General features: G+C 42.4%; 12 protein-coding genes. 3 read left to right on the top strand and 9 right to left on the bottom strand.

From position 1 onward, the window contains the following. Window position 1: 1 nt before the first annotated feature. Both L1286_RS14460 and L1286_RS14455 read right to left on the bottom strand, forming a co-directional pair. On the bottom strand, window positions 2–820 hold the full coding sequence (locus L1286_RS14460) for a M23 family metallopeptidase (protein ID WP_235407771.1): 819 nt from the start codon (window positions 818–820) through the stop codon (window positions 2–4). Further along, the gene (locus L1286_RS14455; RefSeq protein WP_235407770.1) at window positions 813–1,667 is read right to left on the bottom strand and encodes a 6-carboxytetrahydropterin synthase; all 855 of its coding nucleotides are present in this window, start codon (window positions 1,665–1,667) and stop codon (window positions 813–815) included. The genes L1286_RS14460 and L1286_RS14455 overlap by 8 nt, the downstream gene beginning before the upstream one ends. Window positions 1,668–1,859: 192 nt before the next feature. Between L1286_RS14455 and fabA the strand changes: the two genes are divergently transcribed. Continuing rightward, a complete protein-coding gene (fabA, locus tag L1286_RS14450; protein ID WP_046355548.1) occupies window positions 1,860–2,375 on the top strand; it encodes a bifunctional 3-hydroxydecanoyl-ACP dehydratase/trans-2-decenoyl-ACP isomerase in 516 nt (171 codons plus the stop codon). Between the two features lie 79 nt (window positions 2,376–2,454). Here fabA and rmf read toward each other — a convergent pair whose 3' ends face one another. From rmf to lrp, 7 genes are all read right to left on the bottom strand, one after another. Next, on the bottom strand, window positions 2,455–2,625 hold the full coding sequence (gene rmf / locus L1286_RS14445; RefSeq protein ID WP_023398857.1) for a ribosome modulation factor: 171 nt from the start codon (window positions 2,623–2,625) through the stop codon (window positions 2,455–2,457). A gap of 526 nt (window positions 2,626–3,151) precedes the next feature. Further along, on the bottom strand, window positions 3,152–4,441 hold the full coding sequence (gene serS, locus L1286_RS14440) for a serine--tRNA ligase (protein ID WP_235407769.1): 1,290 nt from the start codon (window positions 4,439–4,441) through the stop codon (window positions 3,152–3,154). Window positions 4,442–4,451: 10 nt separating this feature from the next. Next, window positions 4,452–4,832 (bottom strand): fluoride efflux transporter CrcB, encoded by a 381-nt coding sequence (gene crcB / locus L1286_RS14435; RefSeq protein ID WP_235407885.1) that lies wholly within the window; start codon window positions 4,830–4,832, stop codon window positions 4,452–4,454. A 6-nt stretch (window positions 4,833–4,838) separates the two neighbouring features. Next, window positions 4,839–6,194 carry a replication-associated recombination protein A gene (locus tag L1286_RS14430; RefSeq protein ID WP_235407768.1) on the bottom strand — a complete coding sequence of 452 codons (1,356 nt, stop codon included), beginning with the start codon at window positions 6,192–6,194 and terminating at the stop codon, window positions 4,839–4,841. Further along, window positions 6,187–6,816, bottom strand: a complete 630-nt coding sequence (lolA, locus tag L1286_RS14425; RefSeq protein ID WP_268832407.1) for an outer membrane lipoprotein chaperone LolA — start codon at window positions 6,814–6,816, stop codon at window positions 6,187–6,189. The genes L1286_RS14430 and lolA overlap by 8 nt, the downstream gene beginning before the upstream one ends. Window position 6,817: 1 nt before the next feature. Beyond that, a complete protein-coding gene (locus L1286_RS14420; RefSeq protein WP_235407767.1) occupies window positions 6,818–9,499 on the bottom strand; it encodes a DNA translocase FtsK in 2,682 nt (893 codons plus the stop codon). Window positions 9,500–9,566: 67 nt separating this feature from the next. Then, a complete protein-coding gene (gene lrp, locus L1286_RS14415; protein WP_235407766.1) occupies window positions 9,567–10,046 on the bottom strand; it encodes a leucine-responsive transcriptional regulator Lrp in 480 nt (159 codons plus the stop codon). 137 nt (window positions 10,047–10,183) lie between these two features. Between lrp and ald the strand changes: the two genes are divergently transcribed. Further along, the gene (gene ald / locus L1286_RS14410) at window positions 10,184–11,305 is read left to right on the top strand and encodes an alanine dehydrogenase (protein WP_235407765.1); all 1,122 of its coding nucleotides are present in this window, start codon (window positions 10,184–10,186) and stop codon (window positions 11,303–11,305) included. A gap of 130 nt (window positions 11,306–11,435) precedes the next feature. Beyond that, window positions 11,436–12,278 (top strand): HDOD domain-containing protein, encoded by an 843-nt coding sequence (locus tag L1286_RS14405; RefSeq protein ID WP_235407764.1) that lies wholly within the window; start codon window positions 11,436–11,438, stop codon window positions 12,276–12,278. Window positions 12,279–12,350: the final 72 nt, after the last annotated feature.

Below are 12,350 nucleotides of genomic sequence, written 5' to 3'. Positions count from 1 at the left end.
TTTACTGCTTATTACTGTTTGCTAATTTATCAATCATTATGAGTTCAGGGTCTAAACGCTCCCCAAACCAATTAAAACGCCAATCTAAATGAGGGCCTGTCACGCGCCCAGTCGCGCCAATATCACCTATCAGCTCACCTGTATTGACTTTATCGCCAACTTTTACATGCAGCTTATTCATGTGAATATAAGTCGAGGTAATGCCATAACCGTGGTCAAGAATTAGCGTTCCTCCGCTGTAATAGAGGTCAGGTTCCGCTAATACAACTTTGCCTGACAACGGCGCCCAAATTGGTGTCCCCGTTTTATTGGCAATATCTAGTCCAAAATGAGGCCTTCTTGGCTCCCCATTGAAGTATCTTTGACTACCATAAACGCCTGAAATTCTGCCCTTGGCTGGACGATAAACAGGGTCATCAAAATATTCAAGTGAGCTTGCCTTTGCCCTTGCGGCACTGACCTTTGCCGCATCACTACGGATCCGCTCAAGCACCTCTTTGGGCGGAGAAACATACTTTTTTGCAACCCCTGTAATACGTTCAATGTCATACTCACGGCTGGTTATTAGTATCTGCTTCACATGCTTCTTGCCACTTTCATCAATCCAAGAAAGGGTATGTTCTGCCTTGGCATCGCGGCCAAAACCAAAGACAAACTTATCATTGGGTGATATTTGCAATGGCCTATCATTAAATTTAACGGATTTAACACCTTCTATCGTGCCAGTAACCATACCACCTTGAGTCAGATTTCCTTTCAACTCAACTGCCTGCACATTCAATGCAAAGCAAGCACTGAGCGCGAGCAATAGTTTATGCATAAGCAATCGCTCCTTTTCCCACACCTTCATAAGCACGTACTTTAACTTGCTTGTCTGGGTAAGCATTTTTGATTTCACCAGCAAGATATTCGGCAATACACTCAACCGTCGTATCGCACGGCAAAATTTCACACCTAGCTTTACTTATAACCATTTCAAAATAGCCTTGAGAAGATTCATAAGCAAACGCATAATCTTGTTCTTTTGCCGAAATATATTTAAGTTGAGCATGCTCAATTTTATCTTCTAGCGTGCCGAGATAAATGTCTTCCCATCTTTGAGACCACTCTTTTTGCAATCGAGGCATACTAACGTCATCGAAGAAAATACCGATCAATGAGCGGTGACCATGAATAATTCGCTGACAATTACCGTCATGTTTTTTCAAACCATGACTGTAATGGTAGTAAAAACTGGTCGTTTCTTCAGGACGTAAGTTTATTTCAATATCTTTAACATTATCAGGCATTTGAGGCAAAATCTGCGCTTTCAGAAAAGCAATCACTGACTGCTCATCAATCTGTGTACCTTCGACAACACACACGGCTTCATCTGGAGCACTCATGGCGAGATGGTGACCACTAAATTCGTAATCGAACGATACTCTGCCGTCACTTTGTTCAAACTGGCAATTAAGCTGAGAAGGGATAGCTAATTTATGATCTATTGTATTATCGATGATGCGCTTTATCTGTTTTTTCACTTTTGCAAAGTCTAAAACCATAGACTCTTCATTTAACTGACCATGCAAAGTCATATCCACAATCCAACTTTCGCCAACCGCTCCACGTTTGGCACATAAGTAAGAAAAATCTATTACCGTTAAGGCATCTACAAAAAGGATCATAAACTTCCATTAAATTACTATCAAAACAAACTGATTATAAAGTTTTTTCAATCAAAAATCGCGTTAATCGTAAAGAGAATTAACTTTAATGCTTTTGACGACTATTCTAAGTAAAAATTTAACTGTTCAGAGTTGTTTAGCGTACAAGTGTACGCTAGAGTACCCGCAATTAATAAATATAGAATGAATACTATGGAACCTAAAAATAGCTATACAAAAGAAGAACTAATCCTTTGTGCTGAAGGAAAGATGTTTGGTGAAAACAATTGCCGACTACCTATCGACAACATGTTGATGATGGATCGCATTGTAGAAATCAACGAAGACGGCGGTGAATTTGGTAAAGGTCAAATCATCGCTGAGTTGGACATCAACCCAGATCTTTGGTTCTTCGACTGCCACTTCCGTGGTGATCCGGTCATGCCTGGTTGCCTTGGACTTGACGCGATGTGGCAAATTGTTGGCTTTTTCTTAGGTTGGTCAGGTGGACCAGGTTTAGGGCGTGCTCTGGGTGTAGGTGAAGTTAAGTTCACGGGACAAATCTTGCCAACAGCAAAAAAAGTTACGTATCGCGTAGACATGAAACGTGTTATCAAGCGTAAATTGTTTATGGGCTTGGCTGATGGTGTTGTTGAAGTAGATGGCCGTGTTATCTATGAAGCGAAAGATTTGAAAGTAGGCCTATTCCAAGACACAAGCGCTTTCTAAATCCCCTTTTATCAGACAAAAAATTAAGCCCCTCATGTAAGGGGCTTTTTTATTACTCAAATTTGATGACGATGTTGTTTTACGTTTTAAACATGTTGCGATTGTCTATGGCCTCTCGCCAGCCACCTAACCATTCTGATCTGTGCTCAATTTGCTGATATGGACATAAATCTTTGGACCGCCCCGCTAAACCTGCTTTAAATCCCTGTGAGTGTGCTCTCTCTAAACGGTCTCTTTTCTGTCTCTTCATAGGTAAATTCCTCACCTTCAGTTTTTGATTGCTTTAGTCTTATGACATCCACATTTAATAAATAGTTAACGCAACCGTAATTTTCAACTTCTTTGAGTTTTATCCTCTGCTTTAGTAAGAAGTACCTCTATAAAGTTCGATATCAGCATGAAAGATAATCTCTGTTGTACAGTATGTCGCGTAACTACTTTGGATAGAATCAAAATTAGTTTTTGCAATAATGATAACAATACGCATCCTGCTCGCAGCAAAAAGTGTGCGCGCAATGCTTATTCAGAAGGAATGGCCAAACCTCAAGATTCAATTAATCATAGATCTCGAATACATGCAATAATTAAACGACAAGAACTTTCTGGGGTTTTCTTAAAAAGGTTTGATAATTTAAATTTAAAGCACAAAACAGATTAAAAAACCCAAAAAACCAATGGAAATATAAAAATAAATCAAAAAACCTGTAAAAAAACATTCATTATTTTGTCACAAAAAAGGCCGCTAGATAGCGACCTGATTTCAATAACTTGGGAAGTTACTTCAGAACTTCTAAGCCACCCATATATGGTTTGAGTGCGTCTGGAACGATAATAGAACCATCTTCTTGTTGATAATTCTCTAATATTGCAACCAGTGTACGACCAACCGCAAGACCTGAACCATTTAGTGTGTGTAATAGCTCAGGCTTCTTTTCACCTGCACGACGGAAGCGGGCTTGCATACGACGTGCTTGGAAGTCTTGCATATTTGAGCAAGAAGAAATTTCACGGTATGTGTTCTGAGCAGGCAGCCATACTTCTAGGTCGTAAGTTTTTGCCGCTCCAAAGCCCATATCTCCCGTACATAACACAACTTTACGATAAGGTAGCGCTAATGCCTGTAGAATTGCTTCAGCGTGACCGGTAAGCTCTTCAAGCGCATTCATTGAGTCTTCTGGTTTAACAAGCTGTACTAATTCAACTTTGTCAAATTGATGCTGCCTGATTAGCCCACGCGTATCTCGGCCATAACTACCCGCTTCACTTCTGAAACAGGGTGTATGTGCAGTCATGCGGATTGGTAACTCTTTCTCATCGTAGATTTCATCACGGGCACAGTTTGTCAAAGGAACTTCTGCTGTTGGGATTAAGCTGTAACCATCTTGATCTTCTTCTAATACTTCAGTGTGGAACAAGTCCCCAGCAAACTTAGGTAGCTGACCTGTACCGAACAAGCTCGCTTTATTGACCAGATACGGTACATACATCTCTGTGTAGCCGTTCTTGTCTGTATGCGTATCAAGCATCAATTGCACCAGTGCACGATGCATTCTAGCGACGCCACCACGCATCACGGTGAAACGTGAACCACTCAGCTTCACACCGGTTTCAAAGTCTAAGCCTTTATCTAACGCTTCGCCCAAGTCTACATGGTCTTTCACCTCAAAACTAAACTGCTTCGGTTCACCCCATGTAGAGACTTCAACGTTGTCATCCTCATTGGCACCCGCAGGTACGTCTTCAGCAGGTAAGTTTGGTAACGTCAAAGCAATATCTTGTAGCTCTGCAAGGATTTTATCTTGCTCGGCTTTGGAAGCAGATAGTTGATCACCTAAGTCGGCTACGGCATCTAATAGAGGTTGAACATCTTCACCCTTCGCTTTTGCTTGACCAATTGCTTTGGAACGGCTTTTACGCTCACTCTGTAATTCTTGAGTTCTTGTTTGTAGAGTTTTACGCTGCTCTTCAAGTGCGTTAATTGCAGCAACATCTAGTTCGAAGCCGCGTTTTTTTAAGCGCGTCGCAGCTTCTTCAATATCTTGTCTTAAAAACTTTGGATCTAACATGTTTGTTCTTTTAACCTTTTTGCATGACTAAGCAAAGACCTATCCAGGCCATAAAAATACATATAACAACATTCAACGTGATATTCAGTGCCATTTTCACAATTTGTCCTTGCTGTAGTAACAACAAGCTATCCATTGAGAATGTCGAAAATGTCGTCAAAGCACCTAGAAATCCTACGCCAACCAAGGCTTTGGCTGGCGATACAGCGATTATTTGCTTTTCGATTAATCCGTAGAGAATGCCCATCAACAGTGAACCCAGAATATTAACGGTCAACGTACCAAAAGGGAATCCCTTACCAGCGAGTTTTAGCACAATATCACTAATAAAAAACCGCAAGCAGGCACCAAACGCGCCTCCGGCGGCAATCATTAGGTAGGTTTTTATCATTTCCATTTAGGACTTATCCGGCATGTTTCCATATCTTTTTTGCTCACTTGAGGCGTCAAGAGATTTAAGGTAGTTCAGTTTATCTGTTATTTGCTTCTCTAGACCACGATCTGTGGGGAAATAATATTGCCTGTCAGAAATCGCTTGTGGAAAGTAATTTTCGCCAGCTGCATAGGCACCACTTTCATCGTGCGCATAGCGATATGCTTCACCAAACCCCATTTCCTTCATTAATTTTGTGGGTGCATTTCTTAAGTGCTCTGGTACGGGTAAATCTGGATCAGACATGGCATCTCGTTTTGCCTGTTTAAAGGCCGTATAAACGGCATTGCTTTTTGCGGCACTGGCCAGGTATAGCGTGGCTTGCGCGATTGCCCTTTCACCCTCTGCAGGACCCACTCGATGATAAATATCCCAAGCATTCAAGGCCACCTGCATAGCTCTTGGATCAGCATTTCCAATATCTTCAGTGGCAATAGCAAGTAGTCGGCGCGCAACATATAATGGGTCTCCGCCCCCCGCTAGTATTCTACAGTACCAGTATAACGCCGCATCTGGTGCGCTGCCCCTAACCGACTTATGAAACGCTGATATCAAATCGTAATATATATCACCACCTTTATCGTATTTTGCCAAATGGCTCGGTAGGATCTGTTCAATGACGCTGCTGTCTATTTCTACTCGCTCTTCGATTTGCGTACCTAAGTCAACTGCCTGCTCTAACAAGTTAAGCGCTTTACGCATATCGCCATCAGCAGCCTGTGCGATCACCTCTAACGCTTGCGCCGAGATATCAACTTGCAATTTACTAAGTTGTTCGTCCTCATTTAAAGCGTTATGCAACGCCGTCACAAGCTCATTTTCACTGAGCGGTTTTAATGTATATACACGTGCTCGGGATAAAATTGCGTTATTAAGTGCGAAGGATGGATTCTCAGTGGTCGCCCCTATGAAAACAAACGTTCCATCTTCAATATGGGGCAAAAATGCGTCTTGCTGCGACTTATTAAACCGATGAACTTCATCAACAAACAACAGTGTCCTACGTCCGGCTTGAGCAAGTCGACTCTTGGCTTCTAAAACCACTTCTCTTATCTCTTTAACGCCAGCCGTTACGGCAGATAATTTTGCCAGCTCCGCATTTGCATGGTGCGCGATAATCTGGGCTAGTGTTGTTTTACCCACGCCGGGAGGTCCCCACAGGATCAAACTATGGCATTTACCTTGTTCAATGGCGCGATAAAGCACTGAGCCTTGGGCAAGTATATGTGTCTGGCCAATATAGCCCTGTAACGACTTTGGCCGCATTCTAGCGGCCAAAGGTCTTACATCAGGTGCAAAATCAAATCCTAAATTAGTCACTTTCAGTTTGGTCGTCTATGACCACTCCATGAGGAATCTTAAAGGTGAATGACGCATCCTCTAACGGAATATTTGACTGCGCATTTTCAAAAGTAAAAGTTGATGTTTGCCCAGAAGCATCCTTAATCTTTATTGATGCTATTTCAATCCCATTTTGCTTGAAAATGATGTCAAGCAACTCAACTTGAGACTCGACATTTTGTTTAGGTGACACACGAAAACCCGTATCAATTTTGACAACTTTATATTTTTCCCACTGCGCTTTGTCCTGTGTGGTCAATAGCACAAATGGCGTGGTGTCAATCAAACCTGCGGTTTTCATCACAGTAACTTGTTCTGCGAAACTGTCAAAATAAAAGGTCTTTTGACCATCCGAGACAAGTAAAGTCTCATCTGGTTCGGTTTGTTGCCAACGAATTTTAGATGGGTATTTGAGTGCAATGTTACCCACCCCATCTTGTAGTAACTCACCTTCTTCATCCTTCACTTGCTGTGTAAAATCAGCTTGAAAAGTGTTTAATGTTTTCAGTTTGGCTTGCAAGTCTTGCGCATCACCTGCCACCGCTTGTGACATTACACCAATGGTTACACCTAGTACTAAGGCTATTGATTTAAACTTCATTTTAATTTGCTCCACCTTTCGGTACTAATACTTCTCTTGCGCCGTTATGCCCTGGTGCACTGACGACACCTGACATTTCCATTTGTTCAACCAGACGCGCAGCACGGTTATACCCAACTCGTAATTTACGCTGTACACTTGAAACAGACACTTTTCCTGTTTCAATTACAAATGCAACGGCTTCATCATACAAAGGATCTGACTCTTCGTCTGCGCCTTCAGCTTGTTCACCTGGCAATAAAATTTCTTCCGTTGCTTCACCACATAATATGTCTTCAACGTAGTTCGGCTTGCCTCTTGCTTTCCAGTCATTAACAACGGCATGCACTTCATGGTCGTCCACAAAGGCACCATGGACGCGAATCGGTACACTTGTGCCAGGCGGCAGATAAAGCATATCACCCATACCCAGTAGGTTTTCAGCACCTTGCTGATCAAGAATGGTTCTTGAGTCTATTTTACTAGAAACTTGGAATGCCATTCTTGTTGGTATATTGGCTTTAATTAAACCCGTAATAACATCTACAGAAGGTCGCTGAGTTGCTAAGACCAAATGAATACCTGCGGCACGTGCTTTTTGCGCAATTCGCGCGATAAGCTCCTCAACCTTTTTGCCAACAATCATCATCATGTCAGCAAATTCATCAATGACAACCACGATACTTGGTAGTTTGTCTAGCTCTTCTGGGCCATCCGCCATACCATCGGTGTCTTTGAACAATGGATCCAAAATTGGATGGCCCGCCTCTTTAGCGGCCATTACTTTTTGGTTGTAGCCCTTGAGGTTTCTGACACCCAGTGCAGACATAAGCTTATAGCGGCGCTCCATTTCACCTACGCACCAGCGAAGGGCATTCGCAGCCTCTTTCATATCTGTAACAACTTCACACAGCAAGTGTGGTATCCCTTCATATACGGATAATTCCAACATTTTAGGGTCGATCATTATCATACGTACGTCTTCAGGTGGCGATTTGTATAATAAGCTTAATATCATTACATTAACGCCAACTGACTTACCTGAGCCGGTAGTACCTGCGACAAGTAAATGTGGCATCTTAGCAAGATCGGCTACGACAGGCTCACCAGCGATGTCTTTTCCGAGTACCATCGTTAATGGCGACGCATTTTGCTCAAATTTGGGAGCATTGATCACCTCTGATAACCGCACGATTTCGCGGTTTTTGTTCGGTAGCTCCAGACCAACATAGGTTTTGCCTGGTATAACCTCAACAACACGTACACTAACCGCCGATAAAGAGCGCGCTAAATCTTTGGCCAAACCGGTTATCTTAGCGACCTTAATGCCTGGCGCCAGGTCTAGCTCAAATCGTGTAACAACGGGCCCTGGGTAAACCCCAACTACTGCAGCTTGAATATTAAAGTCTAATAGCTTCGCTTCAACCAAACGAGAAACCGTCTCTAACTCTTCTTTTGTGATTGGATTCTTAGCTTTATCTGGCCTATCTAGTAAATCTAGAGATGGCAAAGGATCTGCTGGCGGCTCCGCCTCTAGTAGTGCTTCGAACTGCTCTTTTGCTGAAGGTGGTGGTTGATAAGCCGGTTTTTTCTCTGGCTGCGCCTCTTGTGCTTTAATGGGTCTTGCTGGCGATACAACTGTCGTAATAGGCTCTTCTTTTACCGCAGCGTCATCAAGCGCATTCAGGGCGGCAACAGTATCTAACGACTCATCATCAATTGCAGAGAAATTAATCTCTTGCTCTAGAATATGGTCTAGTTCATCAAAGACATCCGATGATACGGGCGCGCCTTGCTCGCGATTATCATCGCTAAAGCTCGGTTCAATAATAGGCGTAGGTTCAGGCTTAGGCTCAGCTTTTTTGCCCACTGCGGAAAATAACTTATCTTTTAATTTTAGCGGTTGAGGCGCAGTGTCTGATTCGTTAGATGCACTGTGCACCGCTTCATCAACGTCGATGATATCGTCAGCTGTAAATGAATTTTGAGCATGCTCATTTTTAGTTTCTCCGCCCACTTGCGTAGGTGTAACCTTAGGCTCGGTAACGTCAATGTCTTCGACCGTTTGGATCCCCTCGGACTGCACAAGAGGTTGCGATGTTTGGCCCAAACTATGTTGGCGCTGTTTAAATTTAGCAATTAAGAATTTAATGAAATTGACAACTTTTTCGCCCAAGTAATCAACCGCCTCAACCCAAGACACTCCCGTCAACAGTGTGATGCCTGCAAAGAAAAAACAAAGTAGTAAAATTGAGGTGCCAGTAAAATTAAACGCAGGCATCATGGCACCTGCCACGATATCCCCTACTACCCCGCCGGAGGAAAAGGTATAAATATCGTCAAAGTTAATGCTACTGATTGCGCTTGCTGATGTAATAAACAACGTTGCGCCTATTAGCCTAAGACCTAATGTGGTGTAATCTAGTTGCAGCAACTTGTGTGGTTTTTTGAAAATCAAATACCCAAACAATTGCATGGCCGCAGGTACCAAAAATGCTAACCAGCCAAAACTCAGAAGTAAAATGTCGGCAACCCAAGCTCCTGCTGCGCCAGTGATATTATTGACCTTTACGAATTCTCCAGCTTGCGTCCAAGCAGGATCTGCTGGGTCGAATGATATCAGAGCACACAGCGTAAAAATGGCCGCGGCTGTACTGACTATGAGACCTGTTTCAAGAAGGCGCTGAACACCATTTAAGCGCATTAAACTCAACCTGTATTATCGTTTGTTATAAACATCTATTATAGAGTACACCATATCAAGAAATTCTTTAAGGTGCACAAGGTTTTATCACCTCTCCTTGCTCCCCTTTTACCTCTTCCATGACAACATAGGTACGACTTTCATTGATATTTGGTAGTTTCAGTAGGATTTCTCCTAACACACCTCGGTATTCTGACATATCCGTTACTCGGGTTTTGAGTAAAAAATCAAAGTTACCCGATACTAAGTGACATTCAATAATCTCGTCGTGCTGTTTTACGGCTTCATTGAACTGCTCAAATACATCCGGAGAGTTCTTGTTAATTGTTACTTCCACAAATACCAATAGTCCTTGTCCAAGCTTTATTGGGTCCACAACGGCCTTATATCCTTTAATGTAGCCTTCACGTTCGAGTTTTTTCACCCTTTCCAAACACGGAGTCGCACTTAACCCTATACGTTTGGCCAATTCAACGTTGGATACTCGACCGTCTTTTTGTAATTCAACTAAAATCTTTCTATCAGTTCTATCAAGCTGAGTATGCATAAAAAGTGTTTTATCCTGCCCTTTAAGTTTTAATAGTTTTTTCAACTTTAAAATAACACAAAAAAGGTAGGACACACTAGCTTTGCATAATTATAATAGTCGAAAATGTTATCCGTTCTTAATTGAGGCGATTTATTATGATTATTGGTGTACCTAAAGAAATTAAAAACCACGAATACCGTGTTGGTATGGTTCCAGCGAGCGTTCGTGAACTAATTAACCATGGCCACCAGGTTATCGTTGAGACGAATGCTGGTATTGGCATTGGTTTCACAGACGCAGATTACATTCAAGCAGGCGCTGAAATCCTGCCTACAGCAGCAGATGTATTTGCTAAAGCAGAAATGATTGTAAAGGTGAAAGAGCCGCAAGCAGTTGAGCGTGCGATGTTACGTGAAGACCAAATTCTTTTCACATACCTTCACCTAGCACCTGATCTTCCACAAACTGAAGACCTGATCAAAAGCGGCGCTATCTGTATTGCTTACGAAACAGTGACTGACACACGTGGTGGTCTACCTCTTCTTGCACCAATGTCTGAAGTTGCTGGCCGCATGTCAATTCAAGCAGGTGCTCAAGCGCTTGAAAAGTCAAACGAAGGTCGCGGCATGCTACTTGGTGGCGTACCAGGCGTAGAACCAGCTAAGGTTGTTGTAATTGGCGGCGGTATGGTTGGTCGCAACGCAGCACAGATGGCTGTTGGCATGGGTGCTGACGTTACTATTTTAGATCGTAACATCGACGTATTACGTAGCTTAAATGCGCAGTTTGGTAGCCAAGCTAAAGTTATCTACTCAACAGTAGACGCACTTGAAAAGCACGTACTTGCAGCTGACCTAGTAATTGGTGGCGTACTAATCCCTGGTGCAGCAGCACCTAAACTAGTTACTGCTGACCACATCAAGGCTATGAAACCAGGTTCTGCAATTGTTGACGTAGCTATCGACCAAGGTGGCTGTATTGCTACTTCTAAAGCAACTACGCATGCTGAACCTACTTACATTGTTGATGATGTTGTACACTACTGTGTAGCGAACATGCCAGGCGCAGTGCCTCGCACGTCTACTTTCGCATTAAACAATGCAACCTTGCCTTACATCATCAAGCTTGCAAACCAAGGTTACAAAGAAGCGCTACTTTCTGACCAGCACTTCCTAAACGGCCTAAACGTGATTAAAGGTCAAGTAACATGTAAAGAAGTTGCTGAAGGCTTCAACATGGAATACGTAGACCCACGTTCAGCGATTGAAAACGCTTAATGTCGTAATACAATTTAAATGAAGGCCAGCTATTGCTGGCCTTTTTTATATCTAAACACCAAACCACGTTTTCCCTGTTTGACTAATCTTTACTATTCTTTAGGAAAAAGAAGATGCAGTGAGCGTTGTTATGGCCATATCTTTAACTCAACAAGAAAAACAAATTTTACGTACTATTTCTATCCCCCCGCGACCCGAAGCACTCGTTCAGTTTTCTCAAGAAACAAAATCACCGGAACCAAATATCAGTAAAATAACCACTGTATTGCAAGGGGATATTGCAATTAGCGCGGCCATTCTCCAAGTTGTTAACTCCGCAGCATTTAGACGATCTAAAGAGATTGAATCTCTAGAACAAGCGATTATGATTTTAGGGTTAAAGCGATTAATTCCATTGGTAAAAGCAGTCGCCGTTAAAGCCACTGTTGATACCCCTAAATCGCTTGAAAATTTTTGGTCTGAACAAAGTGACATTGCGCAACTTTGTTCAACACTGTGTATTAAGTTAAATAAGCCCGCGCTGGCCAATCATGCCTATATGCTTGGCCTATTTCATACCGTTGGAATTCCTTTGTTATGCGTGCACTTTGATGATTATGAATTGGTTTTAAATACAGCCAAAAGTGAGGGCTGGACTAAGGCAGCTGCGTTTGAATTTGAAAAATATAACACCAGCCACGCAACGATTGGGGCATTACTCGCCCAGCAATGGACACTGCCCAAGCCAATGATCAATGTCATTTACTATCAACATGACGTCAATGGCATCTTTCAATCAGGCGAGCTAGACGCTATTAGCCTTGAACTATTGTCCATTTTAAAACTCGCACGTCATGGCAACTTTATCGCTCAAAACGAGAGCATGCTCTTGCCCGATGAAGAATGGAGTGCCATCAGTGATGAGGTTTTAGATTTTATGGGTCTTTCAGAAGAGGAGCTAGAAGAGATGTTTTCGGAGCTTGAATCGGATTAAATCACTACTTTTTGGTATTTTTGTATCTTATTTGTAAATAAACACTTTAAATTCTAAGAATTTATTGCAACT

Source organism: Pseudoalteromonas sp. SMS1, assembly GCF_021530565.1.
Taxonomy (GTDB): domain Bacteria; phylum Pseudomonadota; class Gammaproteobacteria; order Enterobacterales; family Alteromonadaceae; genus Pseudoalteromonas.
This window is presented reverse-complemented; position numbering and strand designations above follow the sequence as displayed.